Source organism: Marinobacterium nitratireducens, from assembly GCF_014645375.1.
Taxonomy (GTDB): domain Bacteria; phylum Pseudomonadota; class Gammaproteobacteria; order Pseudomonadales; family Balneatricaceae; genus Marinobacterium_A; species Marinobacterium_A nitratireducens.
On the sequence record NZ_BMLT01000006.1, the window covers coordinates 313877 to 335729 of the forward strand.

A 21853-nucleotide genomic window follows, 5' to 3' on the forward strand; every position below is an offset into this window, starting at 1 on the left:
GTTCTATAGTCTGCTTGAAATAGACTGGACGGTCCAGTTTAAATTCAACACTACAGGGTGAATGTACCATGAAGGGCAGGCAATTGCGTTTCCCCGGGGCGGAACTTGTCCGCTTGTGCCTGCCGCTGCTGCTGGCAGGAGGCCTGGCGGGCTGCGTCGAATCCGGCGCTGACAGCGGCGTCGAGGCCCATTACCATCCGGCGACCAGCGTTCAGCCCCGGTTGCAGCAGGGCTATCAGGTGGCACGGACCTTTATCGGCAGGGTCGAGGTGCGCCAGAGCGCAAGTCTCGGCTTCGAGCTCGGCGGCAAGGTGGCAGAGGTTATGGTCGACGAGGGCGACAGTGTCGCCCTCGGTCAGGTGCTGGCCCGGCAGGATACCGAGCTGCTGCAGGCCGAGGCCAGTCGGCTGGAGGCGGAAGGGGCACGGCTCGATGCCGAGCTTGCGCTGGTAAAGACCAGTATCGCGCGTCAGCAGTCGCTGCAACAGCGCGGTTATGCCTCCGATCAGCAGCTCGATGAACTCAAGGCCCGGCGCCGGGGACTGGAAGCGAGCCTTCTTGGCCTCGACGCCGAACGGACGGCGAACCGCTTGCGTATCGAGAAATCGACGCTGCGGGCGCCGTTCGAGGCGCGGGTCGGACGGCGCCTGCTGGACCAGGGCGAGGTCGTCGCCGCCGGTACGCCGGTACTGGAACTGCTGGAGGCCGGCGCCGCCGAAGTCCGGGTCGGGGTTCCGGCCGACCTGCTCGAGCGCCTGCCGTACGGCTCGCGTCAGTCGCTGAGCATCGGTGGCAAGGAATACAGCGCGCGGGTGCTGGCGCATGGCTCGGATGTGGATCCTGTGACCCTGACCGTGCCGCTGCGCCTGGTGCTGGACGGGGAGAGCGGACCGCTCAACGGCCAGCTGGCGCAGCTATCCCTGGAGCAGCATTATCCGGTTCCCGGTTACTGGGTGCCGCTGGAGGCGCTGACCGATGCGCCCCGCGGCATGTGGAACCTCTACAGCCTGCAGGAGACCGCGGATGCCGGCCTGTATGAGCTGCGCAGCCACAACGTGCGGGTACTGCATGCGACCTCCGAGCAGGCCTACGTCAGCGGTGAACTGGGCGCAGATGTCAGGGTGCTGAGCGCCGGTCTGCAGCGCCTGGTGCCGGGGCAGCGGGTGCGGCTGGCATCCGGCGGCGAACTGGCGGATGCAACGCCATGAAGGGCCTGCTGCAAAACGGGCGGTTGCTGACGCTGGCGATCGCGGTGCTGCTGGTGGCGGGGCTTGGCGCGCTGGCGACGCTGCCGCGCACCGAAGATCCGCGCATCCTCAACCGCGTGGCCACGGTGATCACGCCGTTGCCGGGAGCCAGTGCCGAGCGTGTCGAGACGCTGGTGTCGGAGAAGATCGAGAACCGGCTGCGCGAGCTGCCGGAGATCAAGCATCTGAGTTCCGTCTCCCGCCCGGGCATTTCCGTGGTCCGCCTGGAGCTGAAGGATGCGGTAGTGGACACCGTGCCGGTCTGGTCCCGCACCCGTGACCTGCTCGGCGAGGTCGCGGACGAGCTGCCCGCCGCTGCCGGCGCTCCGGAACTCGACGACGATCGCGGCTATGCCTTCACCAGTCTGGTGGCACTGACATGGCGTGCCGGAGGCGAACCGGACATGGTCACGCTGGGCCGTTACGGCGAGTTGCTGCGGGATCGGATGCGGGCGCTGCCGGGCACCGATTTCGTCGAGCTGTTCGGCGAGCAGCAGGAGGAAATTCTGGTCGAGATCGATCCGTTGCGCGCGGCGGCGCAGGGGTTGACGCCGGCGCAGATCGCCGAGCGCATCCGTCAGGCCGACGCCAAGGTCGCGGCGGGCTCGCTGTACAACGAGCGCAATCAGCTGCAGATCGAGCTCGAGGGTGCGCTGGACTCGGTCGCGCGGATTCGGGCGGTGCCGCTGACCTCCGCCGCCGACGGCCAGCTGATGCGTGTGGGGGATCTGGCCAAGGTGAGCCACGCGCTGCAACAGCCGCCCGCCGAGCAGGCACTGATCGACGGCAGCGTTGCGGTGGTGGTGGGCGTGCGGATGCTGCCGGACCAGCGTGTCGATCGCTGGATGGCGGCGCTGGAACAGCGCCTCGACGAGGTGGCGGCGCAGCTGCCGGCAGAACTCGAGGCGCAGATCCTGTTCGATCAGAACCGCTACACCGAGCGCCGCCTCGGTGACCTGGTCGGCAATATCGTGGTCGGCTTCAGTCTTATCGTGCTGGTACTGCTGGTCACGCTGGGCTGGCGTCCGGCGCTGATCGTGTCGCTGTCGCTGCCCCTTACAGTACTGTTCACGCTTTCGATGATGAAGCTTTGGGGCCTGCCCATTCACCAGATGTCGGTCACCGGTCTGGTGGTGGCGCTCGGCATCATGGTCGACAACGCCATCGTCATGGTCGACAGCATCCAGCAGCGCCGGCAGCAGGGGGAGGCCGCCCTGCAGGCGGTGACCCGCTCGATCCGGCACCTGTGGCTGCCGCTACTGGGCTCGACCCTGACCACCGTGCTCGCCTTCCTGCCGATCGCGCTGATGCCGGGGCCTGCCGGGGAGTTCGTCGGTGGCATCGCGCTGAGCGTAATCTTCGCACTGCTGGGTTCCTGGCTGATCGCCCACAGTCTGCTGGCGGCGCTGGCCGGTCGCTTTATCCGCGCCGCGGCGCCCGAAGGTCCGCGCTGGTACCGGGATGGTGTCCGGCCGCAGCGCCTTTCGCGTCTGTTCGCCGCCTCGCTGCAGCTGTCCCTGCGCCGTCCACGGGCGACCCTGGCGCTGATCTGTCTGCTGCCGCTGGCGGGCTTTTACGGCGCCGGGCAGCTGCGCGAGCAGTTTTTCCCGCCTTCGGACCGGGATATGTTTCAGATCGAAATGTACCTGCCGGTGCAGGCCAGCCTGGCCGAGACCCGGCGCTACAGCCACAGCGTCAGCGAAATGCTGCATGGCGTGGACGGCATCGAGCGGGTGCAGTGGTTCCTTGGCAACAGCGCCCCGTCCTTCTATTACAACATGATGGGCGGTCAGCGCGGCGCGCCGAACTACGCTCAGGCGATGGTCAACACCCGCGATGCGGCGAGCGCGAATCGTCTGATTCCAGAGTTGCAGTGGCTGCTGGACGAGCGGCTGCCGGGAGCCCAGATACTGGTGCGCAAGCTGGAGCAGGGACCGCCGTTCCAGGCGCCCATCGAGTTGCGGCTGTACGGTCCCAACCTCGACCGCCTGCAGCAGCTGGGCGCCGAGGCGCGGCGCATCCTCAGCGAGACTCCGGACGTGATCCACAGCCGGGCGACACTGCAGCCGGGTACGCCGAAGGTGTGGCTGGACGTCGACGAAGCGGCGGGGCGCCTGAGTGGCCTGACGCTGACCGGCATGGCATCCCAGCTTCAGGGTAGCCTGAACGGCGTTACCGGCGGGACCCTGCTGGAGGCCACGGAGTCGATACCGGTGCGTGTGCGCGTGGCGGGCGATGGGCGTCGCGAGCTGCACGACCTGGCCAGCCTCAGCCTGGTCGCGCCCGGGAGCGGCGAGTTGCTGCCGCTGACGGCGCTGGCGCAGCTGGAGCTGCGACCGAGCCGCGGCGCCATTCCGCGTCGCGACGGGCAGCGCGTCAATGTGATCGAGGGCTACCTGCGCGCCGGTGTGCTGCCGTCGACGGTACTGCAGGACTACAGCCAGCGCCTGGATGCCGCAGCCTTCCGGATGCCGCCAGGCTACAGTATGGAGTTCGGCGGCGAAGCGGCCGGACGCAACGATGCCGTCGGCAACCTGCTGGCGAGTCTGGGTCTGATTCTGGCGCTGCTGCTCACGGTGCTGGTGCTGTCGTTCAATTCGTTCCGCCTCAGCGGGCTGATTGTGCTTGTGGCCGTACAGTCGGCGGGGCTGGGACTGCTGAGCCTGCGCCTGCTGGACTACCCGTTCGGCTTTATCGGGATCGTCGGGCTGCTGGGGCTGGTGGGGCTGGCGATCAATGCCGCCATCGTCATACTGGCCGAACTCAAGGCGGACCCGGCCGCGGTGCGCGGCGACCGGGTTGCCATAGCGGCGGCGGTGCAGAGCTGCGCGCGCCATATCGTCTCCACCACCATCACCACGGTCGGCGGTTTCATGCCGCTGATCCTGGCCGGTGGCGGGCTGTGGCCGCCCTTTGCCGTCATCATCGCGGGAGGCACGGTGCTGACCACCCTGCTGTCGTTCTACTTCGTGCCGGCAAGCTTTCTTTTGATGAGCCGTCGTCATGCCTTCGACAGCAGCGCTGCGGCCGAGGCGCCTTTGCCCGCCGCCGGATGAAACCCGAGACGTCGCCCGACAGCCGCCGGGCGGCGTCTATACTACACACGAACTCGAAGTAATGAGTGCCTCTGTACGAGGAGGTAAACGTGGCAATCAAACCTCCACCCCTTGCGGCATTGTCCGAGGTGGTTGAGCATCTGACCCTGGCGGCCTTGCAGGACCAGAACCGGCATTACCGCGGCAGCGGGGGGGTCAGCGAGGGCAACCGGGCGCTGGGTTTCCGTCCCGCTTTCTACGACATGGACACCGGCCAGGTCCACCCTTCCCGTTTCGCCAATGGCCTCGAAGCGCCGATGCACATGCTGGACGGACTGCCCGACGACCTGGTGGTATCCCGTCTCGAGAGCGGTCGGGTGACGGCGGTCAAACCGGGGGTGGTGGCGGGCTTCGTGCGCGAGGATCAGTTTTTCACCCGCGAGCAGGCGGCGTTGGCCACGGCGCAGATGAAGGCCGAGGGGCGGCATCTGAGCAACCCGGCGGACCATCGCGCGCTGCTGGATATCTGGCAGCGTTATGTCAGCGATCCGGATTATTCCAACGACATGGTTCGGCCGGTGGTCGAGGACTCCTGGCGCCGCTGCCGGCAGCAGGTCGACCCGGATCTGCGCGAAGCGCCGCAGTCCGTGAGCGGAGCCGAGTTGGAACGCCGTCGCTACCGCGAGAGCGAGCTGCGCATGGCGGCGGCGCCGGTATTGAGGCGGGCAGGGGAGCTGTTGTTCCGCGCCGACAGCCTGGTATTGCTGACGGACGCCGAGGGCATCGTCATGGATGTTGAGGGCGACCTCGATATTCGCCGTGATGCGGCCGGCGTCAACCTGTCCATCGGCAGCTGCTGGAGCGAGCGCAGCGTCGGCACCAACGCCATGGGTACGGCGCTGGCGTCCGGCGAAGCGGTCCAGTTGCACGGTGCCGAGCATTACTGCGCCGGTATCAAGCGCTTCACCTGTTCCGCCGATGTCGTACGCGACCCCCACGACGGCCGGGTGCTGGGTGTGGTCGATCTGTCCGGTCGCACCCGCAGCTACCAGCGTCACACGCTCGACTTCGCCATGACGGCGGCCAGGCTTATCGAAGCCAACCTGGCCCGCGCCTATTTCAAGTGCCGCGAAGAGGTGCTGGAAGGCAGCCGCGCGCAGTTCCTCAACTGGCAGAGTGACGGGTTGCTGGCATTCGACCGCCGCGGCCGTCTGGTCAAGGCCAACATCCTGGCACACCGGGCCCTGCAGGGGCTCGGCCTGGATCTCGCGCTGACGCCCCAGACACGCCTCGCATCGCTCGATATCGAAGACCCGGACGCCGGCTCCGCGCTGCCGGCCTGGCTGGCAGCCTTGCGGCGCCAGCCGATCCGCCTGTACGAACGCCAGGTCGGTACCCTGGTGGTCTTGCCCCTGGCCTGAAAGCGAAAAGCCGGACGGTCAACCGGCCCTGCCGGCACTTATCCACAAACCGCTGAACTATAGTTATTCCGCGAACGTATCGCACAGGACGTTCTACAACAGCGGGAGGCAATCATGCTCAAGACGATTTCGGCGCTGGCTCTGGGGCTGGCATCTTCGGTGGCGGTCGCGGCCGGAACGGCGGTGACCTATCAGGTCGACGGTTTGGAGTACGAAGGTTACTACGTGACGCCGGCGGCCGACGCGCCGCTGGTGCTTTTGATTCATGACTGGGACGGCATGACCGCGTACGAGGTCAAACGTGCCGATATGCTGGCGGAAATGGGGTATGCGGTGTTTGCGGCAGACCTGTTCGGCAAGGGTATCAGGCCTACCGAAGACAGCGACAAGCGCCAGCACACCGGCGAGCTGTACCAGGATCGTGAAAAAATGCGAGCGCTGATGAACGGTGCGCTCGAGGCGGCACGAGCCGAAGGCGCCAGTACCGACAGCACCGTGGCGATGGGGTATTGCTTTGGCGGCGCGGCGGTGCTGGAGCTGGCCCGCTCCGGAGCGCCGATGAAGGGCTTCGCGACCTTCCATGGCGGTCTGTCGACGCCGGAGGGGCAGGATTACAGCAACACCCAGGGCAAGCTCCTGATCATGCACGGATCCGCCGACACCGCCATTACGCTGCAGGACTTTGCGACGCTGGGCTCTGAACTCGAAGCCGCCGGTGTATCCCATGAAATGATCACCTACGGCGGCGCTCCCCATGCCTTCACGGTGTTCGACAGCGACCGCTACCGCGAAGACGCGGATCTGCACTCCTGGCGTCGTTTCTCCGAGTTTCTGGACGAACAGTTGGGGGAATAGTAAGTGGAGAGTCGTAAGTGGTGAGCGGTGAGTTGTGAGCGCGTAGGGGGGGTCAAGCGATGCACCGCAAACGACTTCAACGGTTACAAAGAACATTGGGTATCGCGGACCCACCGTATCGATCGCAGTACAGATCGATGAGTGGCGGTTGGCACTTGGGCAAGACCGGTAAGCTTTGTGTGGTGGATGCTTGAGTCGCGCCTGACAGTCAGCCAAAGAAGCGGCCCCGCAAATGCGGGGCCGTTGACGAACACCTGTAGGAGCCCACTCCGTGGGCGAATGGCCAGGGTGCCTTCGGGATTCGCCCGGAGACCGGGCTCCTACGTTTCACCAAACATCATCGATCAGCCTTTCGGTTCGCTCATTAGTCCGCGAACGATGGCATAGCAGGCCAGCAGCAGCACTATGGTGAACGGGAAGCCTGTGGAGACGGCCATCGCCTGCAGGGCGCCGAGGCCGCCCCCCAGCAACAGCGCGATTGCCACCAGGCCCTCGAATACGGCCCAGAACACGCGCTGGGTTACCGGCGAGTCGATCTTGCCGCCTGCGGTGATGGTATCGATGACCAGCGAGCCGGAGTCGGAAGAGGTGACGAAGAACACGATCACCAGCACGATGCCGACGAAGGAGGTAATCTGATGCAGCGGCAGTCCCTCTAGCATGGTGAACAGCTTGAGCTCCAGCGAGGCATCGGCCACCGCCTGGTAGCCATCGTTGACGATCTGGCTGATGGCGGTGCCACCGAAGGCGGTCATCCAAAATACGCATACCAGCGACGGAATCAGCAGCACGCAGACGATGAACTCGCGCACCGAGCGGCCGCGGGAAACGCGGGCGATGAACATGCCGACGAACGGCGACCAGGAGATCCACCAGGCCCAGTAGAAGGCGGTCCATCCCTGACTGAAGTTGGCGTCGGTACGGCCAACCGGATTGGACAGCGGCACCAGGTACTCGAGGTAGGATACGAGGTTGCTGAAGAAGCCGGTGACGATGGCGACCGTCGGGCCGACGAGTACCACGAACAGCAACAGCAGCACCGCCAGCGCCATGTTGATCTCGGACAGGCGCTTGACGCCGGCGTCGAGACCGGCGACGACGGACAGCAGCGCCAGGCCGGTGATGCCGATGATCAGGAACACCTTGGTGGTTTCCGTCGCCGGCAGACCGAACAGGAAGTCGAGGCCTGCGCTGGCCTGTTCGGCACCGAAGCCCAGCGAAGTCGCCAGGCCGAACAGCGTCGCGAAAACGGCCAGAATATCGATGATGTGCCCGGTCCAGCCCCAGACCCTCTCGCCGAAGATCGGGTAGAACATCGAACGCATGGTCAGAGGCAGGCCCTTGTTGTAGGAGAACAGCGCCAGCGCCAGCGCCACCACGGCGTAGATCGCCCAGGGGTGCAGCGCCCAGTGGAAGATGGTGGCGGCCATGCCCAGGCGAATGGCACCTTCTGTATCACCCGCCGCGCCTGACAGCGGCGCCCAGCTGTCGGGCGACCCGGCGCCCTCGGCGAAGGATGACGAGAAGTGCGATATCGGTTCCGATACGCCGTAGAACATCAGGCCGATGCCCATGCCGGCGGCGAACAGCATCGCGAACCAGCCCGCATAGGAGTAATCGGGCGTGGCGTCGGTACCGCCCAGGCGTACCTTGCCCAGTGGTGAAACCACCAGTACCAGGCACAGCACTACGAAGACATTCGCGGCGCCGAGGAAAAACCAGTCGAAGGTGGAGGTGAGCCAGCCACGCATGTCGTTGAACATGGGGCCCACGGAATCCTGGAACGCGAGGGTCAGGAACACGAAGGCGACGATGGTCAGGCCCGACACCAGAAAGACGGGGTTGTGGATATCGAGGTCGAAAGGACCGATGTGGGTGCTTATATTGTCCTGACCGATCTCGTACTCGGTCTCGATCAGGTTGGCATCGCCCTCGGGCGTGATGTCGGTCGGATCTGTCATGCTAATCCCTCTATCGGACTGAATGGAGTGTGAAGGGCAAGGGGGTCAGCGTACGACCATTACCGATACATCCGCGTAGGACGCGAAGTAGCCGGCATTGGACGCGAAGATATGCTCGGCAAGCCCCGGCACATGGGATGCCATGACCACCAGGTCGGCTCCGCTGTCCTTGGCGGCTTTCATCAGAGTGTCATCGAGATCGATAGCCGGATCATGGCTGATATAGGCAGCCGTGGTGACATCGGAAAGACCGTATTTACTGGCCTGGGATTGTCCGAATTCCTGCATTTTGCGCGAGAATTCCGCCGGTGTATGGGCAATCTTGCTCGGGGCAGAAGCGCTGACACCGACATAACAGACGGGCAGGTTGTAGAGTTTGGCCAGATCGGCCGCAGTGTTGAGGGCTTTCTCCAGTCGCTCTACATGGGCAAGGTCGACCGGGACCATTAATTTCGAATACATGGATTCCTCCTGGGTGAAGGAACTCCTGAAAAAGCAACGCCAAGCCCGCAGCGACTCAGTGAAACCTGTTCAAGGGCTCCTCATTAAACACTTTCGGAGCGTGCTGCCTATCAATTATTGCAGATGCTGGAGGAATATAGCGAGTTTTGCGGGAAAAGGCGGAGATTTGCGGCACTTGTTGTTCAATATTGCAACAGTCAGGCTGCTGGCTGAACGCCAGTCAACCATCGCGCCGCTCCGGCGGGAGCGGCGCGATGGGCTTCAGGCGGCGACGGCCCGGTTGCGAACGCGCAGGCGAGTGCGCAGTGTCAGGCCGAGTACCGCGGCTGCCAGAATAAGGGTCACCAGGTTGGCCAGGATCATTGGCAGATCGCGCAGCACGATCCCGTAGCCCAGCCACAGCAATACGCCCAGGGTGAAGATCGAGTACATCGACAGCGAAATGCCGTCGACGTTGCCGGTTCTGAGGATCCGCAGAACCTGCGGAACGAAGGCAGCAGTGGTACAGAAGGCCGCCGCCAGGCCAATCAGCGTAATGCTATGCATAGTGGGTGTGTTCCAAACGACAGCGCGCCGTTGCGAAAACGCACGGCTGTCATCAAAGAGTTTCAGAATTTAGCGGAATCTTGCGGACTGCCACGAACGGGAAGCCCGGCGCCTTGCCTGGACGAGGCGCTATTCTAGTGGTTGGTTGAATTGTATACAAGTAGCCGGGCCGTTCCGGGGAAACTTTCCCGATGGATGCGCAACCCGGCGATCAGAAACGCCATTCGGGGCTTCGATGCTGTTGTCCCCGAAGAATTTGCGGTAATTTGCCGGTAATGTCCTGGAGATATGAAAATGGAATTTGTAATCGAAGACTGGCACTGGCTGGTATTTGGGATGCTGCTGGTGATGGCGGAAATCTTTATTCCCAGCTTCACCATCTTCTGGTTCGGGCTCGGTGCCGTTATCGTTGCCGCGCTGCTTTGGTTCCTGCCTGATTTCGGTTTTAGTGGCCAGCTGGTGGTGTGGGCGCTGTCGTCGATCTTTTTCACCTTTCTCTGGTTCCGTTTCTTTCGCCCGCTGATGGTGGATCGCACCAAGGCGGGCATCGCCCGCGAGGCGATCAGTGGCGAATGCGGACAGGTCATACGGGCTCCGAGCGAGGCTGCCCGTGGTCAGGTTCGCTTCACTACACCGCTTCTGGGCGATGACGAGTGGCCCTTTATCTGCGATACGCCGGTTGAAGTCGGTGACCGTGTCTGTGTACGGGATATTTCCGGTAATACCCTGATTGTCGAAAAACGTTGAGCCCGCCTGAGCGGAATCTGAAGGAGTAGAGCGAATGCCTATCGATGGACTGGCCCTTGCGGGCGTTTTTTTGGTGCTGGTGATCGTCACTGTCGCGGTCGGGGTCAAGACGGTACCCCAGGGCAGTAAATACGTGGTGCAGCGTCTGGGTAAATTCCACCGGACCCTTGGGCCCGGCCTCAATATCATTTTTCCCTACATCGATTCCGTGGCCTACAAGGTCACGACCAAGGATATCGTGCTGGACATTCCGTCTCAGGAAGTGATTACCCGCGATAACGCGGTGATCATTGCCAATGCGGTTGCCTATATCAATATCGTCTCGCCGGAGAAAGCGGTATATGGCGTCGAGGACTACAACATCGCCATCCAGAACCTGGTGCAGACGTCGCTGCGTTCGATCGTCGGCGAGATGGATCTGGACGATGCGCTGTCCAACCGCGATGCCATCAAGGCCAAGCTCAAGGGCGCGATTTCGGACGATATCGCCGACTGGGGCATCACGCTAAAAACCGTCGAGATCCAGGACATCAACCCGTCGCCGACCATGCAGCACGCGATGGAGGAGCAGGCGGCCGCCGAGCGTAGCCGCCGTGCCACCGTGACCCGGGCGGAAGGGGAGAAGTCCGCTGCGATCCTCGAGGCCGAAGGCCGGCTGGAGGCCTCCCGTCGCGACGCCGAAGCGACCGTGGTACTGGCTGAAGCCAGCCAGACCGCGATCCAGAAGGTGACAGAGGCGATCCAGAACAACGAACTGCCGGTGATGTTCCTGCTCGGCGAGCGCTACGTCGAGGCGATGAAGGATATGTCCACCTCGCAGAACAGCAAGCTGGTGGTACTGCCCGGCGATATTCCCGCCGCGGTGCGCGGCATCATGGGCTCGCTCGGCAAGTAACGCCGCTTGCGCAGCTTTCGATGGACTGCCTCCCGAGGTTGGTACGGTTCGCTGTGCCCGGGGTTCGGGGCCGGGGAAGCTCTCAGGCTTCCCGTGCCGTGCCATCCCCGCGAGAGCGGGCCGGAGCCGCGTCAAACTCCTTTCGCGATTTCTCCCCCAGGTAGACCAGGAATTCCCCGATCAGCAGGGTTATCAGCACGCCGCTGCCGACCTGCGCCGCGAAGACGCCGTCCAGCGGCTGGCCCGGCACCCAGAAGAACAGCACGATGGCCGCGCTCAGTACCAGGATGCAGTTGAGCGACAGCAGCCGGTGCAGCCGGGTACCGGGAATGCGAAAGCCGTCGGCGCGCGCCGCGTCGCGGCGACGCAGCTTGAGGTAGGCCAAGTGCATGCCGATATAGGGCAGCAGGAAGACGATGGCGCTGAACGAGAACAGCGTCCAGAACAGCTCTTCAGCGCTGCCGGCCATGAAGCCGTAAAGCAGCAGTATGGTCGAGCTGACGAGACTGGTCAGCAGAGCCGCGCCGACGGGGGCGCCATGGCGCGGATGTTTTCGGGCGAAAGCGGCGGGCATTTCCCGGGCTGCGCCGGCTTCGGCCATGGCGCAGTTGCCGCCCAGGGTCCAGGTCACCATGGTGGAGAAAAAGGTCAGCAACGCGGCACCGCCGATGACCAGCGCCAGCCCTTCGCCCAGTGCCGAGGCGCCGAACAGCTCGCGCAGGCTAACCGCGATGATATCGACGGTGTCGATACGTTCGGCCGGCACTGCCGCCAGTACGCCGAGGGTGCCAAAGATGTAGCAGGCGGCGGTTAGCAGACCGGCGATCAGCATGGCCCGCGGGATGCTGCGGTGAGGATTGCGAATGGCAGCGCTTTCGGCGCTGATCAGCTCGACGCCAAGGCAGCCGTAGACAATGACCGGAATATAGGCCAGTCCCTCGTCCAGCCGCTCCAGGCTGTGCCCGAGGCTGAGGTTGTTGGCGAAGCCGTGCTGCAGGCCATACCAGAGGCCGCCGGCGCCAAGGGTCAGGATCACCAGAAACTTCAGCGGCGTGCCGAGATTTGGGATCCACTTGCTCATGCGCAACGGCAGGCAGTTGATTGCGGCGTTTAGCCAGCACAGCGCAAGGCCGATGCCTATCTGGCCCCAAAGGTCCAGCGCCGGCCAGTACAGGGTGGCGAATATGGCACCGAACATAATGAAGACCGCCGGCATCCAGAGGGCGATGTTGATCCAGTAAAGCCAGGTGATTCGGGCGCCCCAGCGGGCGCCGAAAGCGTCGCGTATCCAGGCGTATATGCCGCCCTGCTCGGGGTAGCGGGTGCCGAGCTCGGCGGTGATCAGGGTGTTGGGCACGAAGAATATCAACAGTACCACCAGCCACCAGAAGATCGCCGACTCGCCCACGGCGGCAGACAGCGCAATCTGGTCGACCAGCAGGATCGCCGAGATGGTGTAGAGGGTGATATCGAGCGCGGACAGCGTCTTCTTGGGATTCGGGGAACCGGTCATGGAAGCGTTTCTCTTGTTGTCGTTATCTACCCCTTGGCGCAACCGGCATCCCTGCCGCTTCAGACGTCGCCCCAGGGAGGTGGGGGCGCCTCAGCTCTTGTTGGCCGCAAGCACGTAGAGGAATTCCAGCGCCAGGGTCGCGGCGGCCAGCGAGGTGATTTCGGCGTGGTCGTAGGCCGGGTTGACCTCCACCAGGTCCATGCCCACGAGTTCCAGCCCGGTCATGCCGCGAACCACCTTGAGGGCGCAGTCGATGCTCAGGCCGCCGCTGACCGGCGTGCCGGTGCCGGGGGCATGGGTGGGGTCGAGGCCGTCGATGTCGAAGCTCAGATAGGCCTTGCGGCTGCCCACCCGCTGGCGGATGCGCTCGAGGACCGCAGCCGGTCCCTGGTCGTTGACCCAGGCGGCGTCCAGGACCTCGAAGGGGTGGTTTCGGCGGTCATAGGTGGTGCGGATGCCGATCTGGATGGAGTGCTCGGTATCGACCAACCCCTCCTGCACGGCGTGATGGAAGATGGTGCCGTGATCGTATTGGGTGCCGCCCGAGTACGTATCAGTATGGGCGTCGAAATGGATCAGGGCCAGCGGACCGTGGCGGCGGGCATGGGCGCGCAGCAGTGGCAGGCTGATGAAGTGGTCGCCGCCGAAGCTGAGCATCTGTCGCCCCGCCTCCAGTACCCGGTCGGCATGGGCTTCGAGATTATCGACCAGTGTTTGCGGCTCACCGTAGCTGAAATGAAGGTCGCCGGCGTCCGCGACGCGCAGATGATCATCGAGGGCGAATTCCCAGGGCCAGCGGATGCCTTCCCAGATCAGATTGGCGGAAGCCAGGCGAATGGATTTCGGACCCATGCGGGTACCCGAACGGCCGGTGCAGGCGAGGTCGAACGGAATGCCGGTGATCACCACTTCGGTGCCCTCCGCCTGGGGATCGTAGGGCGGAAACTGCATAAAGGTCGCGGGGTGGGTGGCGTATATCGAGCTGTGCGCAACGTTGATCGGGGTGCCCTGGTTATTATTGGCGTCGGCCATGAAGATCTCCTGCAAGCAAACTATTTAGGGTCCGTTCACCTTATGCGGTTGGAGGTGATTAGTTAAATGAATTGGATTGATTGATCTATTCGTGTTACGAATGGCTTGGAGTGGGTAAGGACCGGAGGGTGGATGAAACGATGCAATGGCTGACATGAATCCTCTGCGCAAATTCGATCTCAATCTGCTGGTGGTCTTCGAAACGCTGATCGTCGAGCGCCACGTTACCCGGACCGCAGAGCGGCTTTACCTGAGCCAGCCGGCCGTCAGCCATGCGCTGCGCCGGCTGCGCGAGGCGCTGGACGACCCGCTGCTGGTCAAGACGGAGCGCGGAATGCAGCCGACGCCGCGGGCGCTGGAGCTGCTGCCCGGCGTGCAGCAGGCCCTGAAGCTGATCGATCGCACACTGACGCCACCGCCGGCGTTCGATCCGGCGACCAGCCGCCGCCGGTTCGTTATCGCCACCAACGACTATTTCGAAGAGTTGCTGTACCCGGGCTTCCTGGCCTCGGTGCAGCCGCGTGCGCCGCATCTCGAGTTCGCGATCGAGGTGATCTCGCAGAGCGTGTTGTGCAAGGGGCTCGAAAACCGGGAGGTCGATCTGGTCGTGGGGCTCGAGGCGGACACGGAGCTTCCGTCGACGCTGATGTCCGAGCCCTGGATCCGCGAGGAGCTCGTGTGTCTGGTCGCACGTTCGAACCGGGTCGTGGGGGATTCGCTGAGCCTGGAGGACTTCGTGCGGCAGCCGCAGATCGGACTGTCCCAGGTCGGCGCCGGCAACCCCGAATGGGTGGATCAGTGGTTGTCGGCGCAGGGGCTCGAGCGGCGGCTGCTCTCGCGCAGCCTGAATTACATGGCTGCCGCCCGCACGGTAGCACTGACCGACGCAGTGCTGACCCTGCCCCGGGAACTGGCTATGCTGTTTTGCACCCTGTTGCCGCTGAGGCTGGTGCAACCGCCGGCAGGCATGCCTCGACCGGAAATGACGCTGGTGCACCACCCGCTTTACGAGCGGGACGGGGCCATACGCTGGTTGAGGGCGGAGCTTCAGGATTGCGCTCAAAACATGACGGGAAGCTGAAATGACGTTCAGTGTGGAACAGTTGCAGGCCTTTGTCGCCGCTGCGGAGCAGGGGTCCTTTTCGGCGGCGGCGCGGCATCTGGGCAAGGCGCAGTCGGTGGTCAGCGTGGCGGTCAGTCATCTGGAGATCGACTGCGGCGTGGAGCTGTTCGACCGTAGCGGCCGGACGCCGGTGCTGACCGGGGAGGGGCGGGCGCTGCTGCGGGACGCGCGGGCGATTCTGCAGCGTTGCGACGAGATGCGGGCCAGCGCCGCCGCGCTCGGCCGGGGCGTCGAGACGCGGCTGACGCTGGCGGTCGATGCGGCCATCGCGATGGAGACGCTGGTGCCGCACCTGGCGGCCTTCGACGGGGCCTTCCCGCACCTTGAGTTCGAGCTTCTCAATCCAACCAGTCAGGATGTCGCGGAGCTGGTCAGCAGCGGCCGGGCGGATCTGGGCGTGATGTTCGAGCAGGAGTTCTACCCGCGCGGTTTCAATTTTACCGGTATCGACCATGTCGAGGTGATCGCGGTGGCCGGCCCGGGCCATCCGCTGGCAGCCCTGCCCGAGGTGCGGCTGCCGGATCTCGAGCAGCACCGTCAGCTCATGCCGACCACCCGCACCGCCGGTGTTCGCGGTGCCTTCGAACTGCAGGGCGGGCGCTGCTGGCGGCTCGAAAGCCAGTACGGCATCCTGGCGCTGGTGCGGGCGGACTTCGGCTGGGCCTACCTGCCGAAACCCTTCGTTCGCGAAGACCTTGAACGCGGTCGGGTCGTGCCGCTGCGGCTGGCGTTTCAGCAGGTCGACATCCAGGCTGGCATCGATCTGATATGGCGCCGAGACCGGGCGGCGGGCCCTGCGGCGCGTTGGCTGATCGAGCGCCTCTCAGGCGGATCGGCGCCCGGTTGTGGGGCGGAGTGATACCGGGGCTTCGGGACGCACTGTGGAAAAGGCCCCGTCGGGCTTCGGAACTGGCAAGACATTATCGAACAGCACTCAAGACCCATTGCCGATAGCGGTGGGCGCCTGTTTAATGAAAGCCTGACGCCATTCGGAAAAGGATTTGATCGCATCATGCAACGAATCGCACCCTGCTTGCCGCTCCTGTTGGTCCTTGCCTGTGTTTTCAGCCTCCCGGTCCGCGCCTCGGTCGGTCCGCTGGACCTGACCCAAAGCTCCTACGGCTATTTTGCCCTGGCCATTTTTACGCTGGCCTACCTGCTGGTCATCTGTGAGGAGCGCCTGAATCTGCGCAAGTCGAAGCCTGTGCTGGTGGGCGCGACCATCATCTGGTCGGTGATCGGCTGGGCCTATATCCAGGGCAACTTGCCGGGGCTGGTCGAGGAGGCTTACAAGGAAACGCTGCTGGAGTTTTCCGAGCTGATGCTGTTCCTTCTGGTGGCCATGACCTATATAAACGCCATGGAGGAGCGGCGGGTCTTCGACGCCCTGCGAGCCTGGATGGTGCGGCGCAACTTCAGTTACCGCACGCTGTTCTGGCTCACCGGGGTGCTGGCGTTCCTGATCTCCCCGGTGGCGGACAACCTGACCACGGCATTGCTGCTGTGCGCTGTGGTGATGAAGGTCGCAGACGGCGATCGTCGCTTTATCAACCTCTGCTGCATCAACATCGTGGTGGCGGCCAACGCCGGCGGTGCCTTCAGCCCGTTCGGCGACATCACCACCCTGATGGTCTGGCAGGCGGGCATGGTCGAGTTCGTGGAGTTCTTCGCGCTGCTGGTACCGTCGCTGGTCAACTTCCTGGTGCCGGCACTGCTGATGAGCCTGGCGGTGGAAAAGCGCCGGCCCAGTGCCGTCGTCGAAGAGGTGGAGCTCAAGCGCGGTGCGCGCCGCATCATGCTGCTGTTTCTGCTGTCGATCCTGACGGCAGTGAGCTGTCATATCGTGCTGCATCTGCCGCCGGTGCTGGGCATGATGGCGGGCCTCGGCTACCTGCAGTTCTTCGGTTACTTCCTGCGCATAACGCTGCCGCGTTCGCTCGAGCGCAAGCGCCGGCGGGCTGAAGCCGAGGGCAATCAGGAGCGCCTCAGGGCGCTCGGCAGCGTGGTGCCTTTCGATGTTTTCAATCGTGTCGCCCGGGCCGAGTGGGACACCCTGCTGTTTTTCTACGGCGTCATCATGTGCGTCGGCGGCCTCGGTTTTATGGGCTATCTGGCACTGATGTCCGACCTGCTGTACACCCAGTGGGACCCGACCAGCGCCAACGTCGTACTGGGTGTGATCTCGGCGGTGATCGACAACATACCGGTAATGTTCGCGGTGCTGACGATGGAGCCGCAGATGTCCCACGGCCACTGGTTGCTGATCACCCTCACCGCCGGTGTCGGCGGCAGCCTGCTGTCGATCGGCTCCGCCGCCGGCGTGGCGTTGATGGGCCAGGCCCGTGGCAGTTATACCTTCTTCGGCCACCTGCGCTGGATGCCGGCGGTGGCGCTTGGCTATGTCGCCAGCATCCAGGTGCACCTCTGGCTCAACGCCGGCCTGTTTCACTGATCCGCTTGCGTAATGCGGGTGCGGGTATATACCGGGTGGGCGGTTGCCACGGATGGAGGGTGGGTGAAGGCGCGAATGACGAATGCTGTTTCGCATACCGCGGGGCCTGAATCGCGCCGTAACCCGCAATATCGATCGTATTCCAGATCGATTGCTATCGGACGGCAGAGCGGTTGTTGGGTTCACTTGAATTTGCTCCTGCAATTCAAGTATTCCCACCATCCCCTGGCGGTTACGGTCCTTCGGACCTGGACCCAACCGGTGACCGCGTCGACTCGCGGGCGACCAGTTCGGCAGCAGGGGCCCTGACCAGGGTGCGACCGTTGCTGCCGTTGATGTGCTCGAACAGCAGTTCGATCGCCAGCGACGCCACCTGCTCGAGGTGCAGATCGACCGCCGTCAGTGGCGGGGTGCAGTTGCGCGCCCGCAGACCGTCGTAGCGGGTCGCGACCATGACGTCGTCCGGCACCCGTATCCCCAGTGACTGCAGTGCGCTGACTGCGCCGACGGCGAAGGCGTCGACCGGCGCGCAGATGGCGTCGATTTCCGGGTGCTGCTGCAGCAGTGCCTGGCAGGCCCTGGCGCCGGCCGCTTCGCCGCCGGCCTCGTCGGCCCTGGCAACCAGGCAGTCCATCCGGTATTCGTGGCAGAAATCGCGGTAAGCCTGCTCGACGTCGACGTACGAGTGCCGCGGCTGCTCGCCGATCAGCAGGGCGATCCGGCGCGCGCCCTGTGTGCGCAGATGTTCCAGCAGCATTCGCCCGGTGGCGCCGCCCTGCAGATCGACGTAGGGGAGGGCGCGGCTCATCGCCGGCTGACGGCCGATCGAGATCACATCCAGTCCGCGACGCTGCAGTTGCTCGACCTGAGGGTCGTTCGCCACCGGTTCGATAATGACCGCACCGTCGATATCCAGTTCGTCCAGCAGGCCGCGCGCTTCCTGCATCGGCGGCACCAGCACCAGCGCCAGCCCCTGCTTCAGCGCCGCTTCGGTTGCGGTGGCGGCAATCTCCATCATGAACCCCAGCCGAGACGGCCCCCCGGCAACGGCGAAAGGCATCGACGACAGCAGGGCGATGCAGTTACTGCGGCCGGTACGCAGGCGCTGCGCCCGCAGGTTGGGCCTGTAGCCGAGACTGGCGGCGATGGTCTTGACCCGTTCGCGGGTGCGGGGGTCGACCTGCCCCCGGTCGTTGAGGGCGTGGGATACGGTCGTGCGGGATACCCCGGCGGCTTCTGCCACGTCGGCGATGGTCGGTCGCCGGGCGGGCGATGGGGCATTCTTGTGATCATTCATGGCGATACTGTCTGCGCGGCTGTCCGCTCAAGTATATCGCAGCCGCGTTTATGGCTAAATCGATTTGGTGCATTACCGGAAAATGTGCACCTTTTCAGGGCATATTTCATAAAAATCAACCGTTATATCTAATGGTTCCAGGCAGGAGTTGACTCCGGAGTCAACTGGATCTATGGTTTAACCAAATCGATTTGGCTGGTCAGTAATTAGACCTGAATCGATTTGGCTGAGATGCCCGGTCAAGGCCGGACCGTCACAAGCCATTTTTTTGGTCTGGCGCCCAAATCGATTTGGTTATGCCTGACCTTAACCGGATGCCAGACGCTGGCAAACGGACGAAAGAACAAGAACTCAGGAGAAAGTCATGCCCGAACACAACAACAACCATAAGGTAACGGCCCCGGTGGACGAGGTGCTGCCACTGCGTACGCTGCTGGCTTTCGGCCTGCAGCATGTGCTGGTGATGGCCGCCTCGCCGATAGCCTCGGTGTTTCTGATGAGTACCGCACTCGGCTTCGACGCCGCCCTTACCGTCAACCTGCTGTGCGCGACCTTTATCATCTGCGGTATCGGTACCATCCTGCAGTCGGTCGGTCTCAAGGGCTTCGGCGCCCGGCTGCCATTCATCATGCTGCCCGGTGGCGCCCCCATCGTGCTGTTTATCCTGATCGCGCAGCAGACGGATGTCGCCACGGCGTCGGGGGCGGTGATCCTGACGGCGCTGTTCTATTTCTTCGTGCTGCCGGTATTCCGGCGCTGTCTGCGTTTCTTCCCGCCGGTGGTGGTCGGCACCATGCTGCTGCTGGTGGCGGTCAATCTGGTGAAGATTTCCGGCTTCCTGGTGGTCGGCAAGGCCGGCAGCGAGCACTACGCCGATCCGATGAATCTGATGCTGGCATTCACCACCATCGCCGCTACGGTGCTGTTCTCGCGACTGCTGAAGGGCACCTGGGGCCAGCTGTCGATCATGCTGGGACTGGTGGCCGGTGCGCTGGTGGCGATGCTGTTCGGCCTGTTCCACTTCGACAACGTCTATCTGTTCCCGCTGTTCACGCTGCCGACGCTGCTGCCGTTCGGCATGCCGACCTTCGATCTCTTCGCCGCACTGCCGCTGATGATCTTCTGCATCATTTCGATGGTCGAGGCGACCGGCCAGACACTGGCCATAAGCGACGCCGTCGACAAGAAGCTGGCGCCGGAAACCGACGTGCCGCGCACCATTCGTGGCGACGCCGCGATCTCGTTGCTGGGCGGCCTGTTCGGCACTTCGCTGATCATCACCAGCGGTGAAAACATCGGCGTGGTGCGTGCCACCGGTATCCGTTCCCGCTACGTGACCCTGGTCGCGGGCCTGCTGCTGATCCTGCTGGCGCTGGCCGCGCCCCTGGCGCGGGTGATCCACGGTGTGCCGGAAGCGGTGGTCGGCGGGACCGGCCTCGTGGTGTTCGCCATTGTCGGCACCATGGGTATCGACATGCTGCGACGCGTCGATCTGCGCAACCACGCCAACATGTACATCGTCGCGGTAGCGCTGGCGGTGGGTCTGCTGCCGATCCTGGTGCCGGGCGTCTACAGCCAGTTCCCCACCGGCATCGCGTCTCTGCTGGGCAACGGCGTCGCCATGGGCGCAACGACCGCGGCTGTGATGAACGCGCTGTTCCACCATATGGGAAAAAAGTCTGCTGAGTCAGCGACTTGCGAAGCCGCAACAGGCGAGGCCGAGCCCTCGTCCTGAACCCGATCGCCACACTTGGCCGGGGTAACCCGGCCTTTTTTACCCTGGTGCCGCCAAGCGGCCAGCCATTGCCAGTTTTTTCACTACATAACAACGGACAATATCATGCATAAGCACCAGAACAGCGAGCCCTTCGAGGCCGACGACCTGATCCTCGCCCCGGAATGGATGCTGCTGCCGCAGGGACCCGTGCGGCAGCAGGCGCTGCGGGTGGCCGACGGTCGTTTCGCCGACGTCGGTTCACTGTGCGAGCTGCAGGCCCGCTATCCGGAACTCGAGGTCCGGCGTATCGAGAAGCAGTTGCTGATGCCAGGATTCGTCGATACCCATCACCACCTCAGCCAGACGTTCGGCAAGTCGCTGGTGTTCGGAGAACCGTCGGAGATTTTCCGCCGCGTCTGGGTGCCGATGGAGTCGGGCCTCGACGAGGAATTGCTGTACCTGACCACCAAGCTGGCGGCGCTGGAGTCGTTGCGCGGCGGCTTCACCACCGTCTGCGACGCTGGCACCCGCGCCGAAACCGGGCTGAAAAGCATGGCTGTCGCGTGCGAGGAAGCGGGGCTGCGCACGGTGCTGGGGCTGGTCTGCAACGACCGCCGTGGCGACGAAGTGCTGGCGCCGGGGCCGATCCTGACTAAAGCCGAGCAGCACCTGGCCGACTGGGAAAGCAATCCGATGGTGAAGCCGTCACTGGCGATCCCGATACCCGAGATCGCCACCGACGACATGCTGCGGGCGGTGTCGGCGCTGTGCGCCGAGGCCGGCACGGTGTTCCAGACCCATGCCAACGAGCACCTGGTGGCGGTCGAGCGTTCGCTGGAGCGGTACGGTGTGCGGCCGGTGGAACACCTGCATCGTGCCGGTGCGCTGGGCCCCCAGGCGTTGCTGGCTCACGCCACGCTGCTGACGCCCGGGGAGATCGCCATGATTCGCGACAGCGATACGGCTGTGAGCTACAACCCCGTGGCGAGTGCCTGGAAGGGTAACGCCGTGGCCCAGGCCGAGCTGATGCGCACCTTCGGCGTGCGCCTGGGGCTCGGCACCGATGGCACCCGCAGTGACGCTTTCCGGCTGATGGACTTCGCCGAAGCGGCACAGCGCTTCGCCCACGGCCTGGCGGTCGGCGATTCCTCCTGTGGCGGCGGCTGGTCCTGGCTCGAGATGGCAACCCGGGAGGGAGCGCGGGTGCTTGGTCTCGAAACCGGTGAAATCGCCGTCGGCAAGGCCGCCGACTTCCTGCTGGTCGATCTGCAGGTACCGGAAATGACGCCGTCCTGGGACCTTTCCTGGGAGCTGGTGCGCCTGGCCAACCGCGACCAGATCCAGGCCGTTTACGTTGGCGGCCGCCTGCGTCTGTGGCAGGGCTGGCCTGTGGACTGGGACGCCCGCGCGCTGATGCAGCAGGTCGACGAGCTGGCTCGCGCGGTGGTGGAGCGCGCGCCGATTCAGAAAATCCATCCCTTTTCGCAGGCGCACCGCGAAGCGCGGGGGCCAGACTCCGACGCGTCGACGTCCGGGCACTGATTACGGGA

At 64.2% G+C, this 21853-nt stretch carries 17 protein-coding genes; 11 read left to right on the forward strand and 6 right to left on the reverse strand.

Translation table 11 applies throughout. The annotated features are described in order from the left end of the window. The first annotated feature begins 68 nt into the window (after positions 1-68). The 4 genes from IEX85_RS13745 (at position 69) to IEX85_RS13760 (ending at position 6558) form a co-directional block, all read left to right on the forward strand. Entirely contained in the window at positions 69-1208 is a 1140-nt protein-coding gene (locus IEX85_RS13745; RefSeq protein WP_188861180.1) for an efflux RND transporter periplasmic adaptor subunit, read from the forward strand. Beyond that, positions 1205-4303 carry an efflux RND transporter permease subunit gene (locus IEX85_RS13750; RefSeq protein WP_188861181.1) on the forward strand — a complete coding sequence of 1033 codons (3099 nt, stop codon included), beginning with the start codon at positions 1205-1207 and terminating at the stop codon, positions 4301-4303. Before IEX85_RS13745 ends, IEX85_RS13750 begins: the two co-directional genes overlap by 4 nt. Positions 4304-4392: 89 nt before the next feature. After that, entirely contained in the window at positions 4393-5703 is a 1311-nt protein-coding gene (locus IEX85_RS13755; protein WP_188861182.1) for a sigma-54-dependent Fis family transcriptional regulator, read from the forward strand. A gap of 114 nt (positions 5704-5817) precedes the next feature. Further along, positions 5818-6558, forward strand: coding sequence for a dienelactone hydrolase family protein (locus IEX85_RS13760; RefSeq protein ID WP_188861183.1), 741 nt, complete (start codon positions 5818-5820; stop codon positions 6556-6558). Positions 6559-6902: 344 nt separating this feature from the next. Here IEX85_RS13760 and IEX85_RS13765 read toward each other — a convergent pair whose 3' ends face one another. From IEX85_RS13765 to IEX85_RS13775, 3 genes are all read right to left on the reverse strand, one after another. Beyond that, positions 6903-8519, reverse strand: a complete 1617-nt coding sequence (locus IEX85_RS13765; RefSeq protein ID WP_188861184.1) for a BCCT family transporter — start codon at positions 8517-8519, stop codon at positions 6903-6905. Between the two features lie 45 nt (positions 8520-8564). After that, positions 8565-8981, reverse strand: coding sequence for a universal stress protein (locus tag IEX85_RS13770; RefSeq protein WP_188861185.1), 417 nt, complete (start codon positions 8979-8981; stop codon positions 8565-8567). A 261-nt stretch (positions 8982-9242) separates the two neighbouring features. Continuing rightward, positions 9243-9527, reverse strand: coding sequence for a SemiSWEET transporter (locus IEX85_RS13775; RefSeq protein ID WP_188861186.1), 285 nt, complete (start codon positions 9525-9527; stop codon positions 9243-9245). A 294-nt stretch (positions 9528-9821) separates the two neighbouring features. Between IEX85_RS13775 and IEX85_RS13780 the strand changes: the two genes are divergently transcribed. Beyond that, positions 9822-10274, forward strand: a complete 453-nt coding sequence (locus IEX85_RS13780; RefSeq protein ID WP_188861187.1) for an NfeD family protein — start codon at positions 9822-9824, stop codon at positions 10272-10274. A gap of 34 nt (positions 10275-10308) precedes the next feature. Then, on the forward strand, positions 10309-11169 hold the full coding sequence (locus IEX85_RS13785) for an SPFH domain-containing protein (protein WP_188861188.1): 861 nt from the start codon (positions 10309-10311) through the stop codon (positions 11167-11169). Positions 11170-11251: 82 nt separating this feature from the next. Here the strand turns inward: IEX85_RS13785 and IEX85_RS13790 are convergent, their stop codons facing one another. Continuing rightward, positions 11252-12682 (reverse strand): APC family permease, encoded by a 1431-nt coding sequence (locus tag IEX85_RS13790; RefSeq protein WP_188861189.1) that lies wholly within the window; start codon positions 12680-12682, stop codon positions 11252-11254. A 90-nt stretch (positions 12683-12772) separates the two neighbouring features. Then, the gene (gene speB, locus IEX85_RS13795) at positions 12773-13714 is read right to left on the reverse strand and encodes an agmatinase (protein ID WP_188861190.1); all 942 of its coding nucleotides are present in this window, start codon (positions 13712-13714) and stop codon (positions 12773-12775) included. A gap of 145 nt (positions 13715-13859) precedes the next feature. Here speB and IEX85_RS13800 point away from each other — a divergent pair, with 145 nt between their 5' ends. From IEX85_RS13800 to nhaD, 3 genes are all read left to right on the forward strand, one after another. Next, the gene (locus IEX85_RS13800; RefSeq protein WP_229721918.1) at positions 13860-14795 is read left to right on the forward strand and encodes a LysR family transcriptional regulator; all 936 of its coding nucleotides are present in this window, start codon (positions 13860-13862) and stop codon (positions 14793-14795) included. 1 nt (position 14796) lies between these two features. Continuing rightward, a complete protein-coding gene (locus IEX85_RS13805) occupies positions 14797-15696 on the forward strand; it encodes a LysR family transcriptional regulator (protein WP_188861191.1) in 900 nt (299 codons plus the stop codon). Between the two features lie 153 nt (positions 15697-15849). Next, positions 15850-17289 carry a sodium:proton antiporter NhaD gene (gene nhaD / locus IEX85_RS13810; protein ID WP_188861192.1) on the forward strand — a complete coding sequence of 480 codons (1440 nt, stop codon included), beginning with the start codon at positions 15850-15852 and terminating at the stop codon, positions 17287-17289. Positions 17290-17521: 232 nt separating this feature from the next. On the opposite strand, the gene IEX85_RS13815 is transcribed toward nhaD, so the two are convergent. Next, positions 17522-18586, reverse strand: coding sequence for a LacI family DNA-binding transcriptional regulator (locus tag IEX85_RS13815; protein ID WP_188861193.1), 1065 nt, complete (start codon positions 18584-18586; stop codon positions 17522-17524). 364 nt (positions 18587-18950) lie between these two features. Between IEX85_RS13815 and IEX85_RS13820 the strand changes: the two genes are divergently transcribed. Together IEX85_RS13820 and IEX85_RS13825 are read left to right on the forward strand one after the other, a co-directional pair. Next, complete coding sequence (locus IEX85_RS13820; protein WP_188861194.1) at positions 18951-20321, forward strand: uracil-xanthine permease family protein; 1371 nt, start codon at positions 18951-18953, stop codon at positions 20319-20321. 105 nt (positions 20322-20426) lie between these two features. Continuing rightward, positions 20427-21845: an amidohydrolase family protein gene (locus tag IEX85_RS13825; RefSeq protein ID WP_188861195.1), complete on the forward strand. Its 1419-nt coding sequence runs from the start codon at positions 20427-20429 to the stop codon at positions 21843-21845. Positions 21846-21853: the final 8 nt, after the last annotated feature.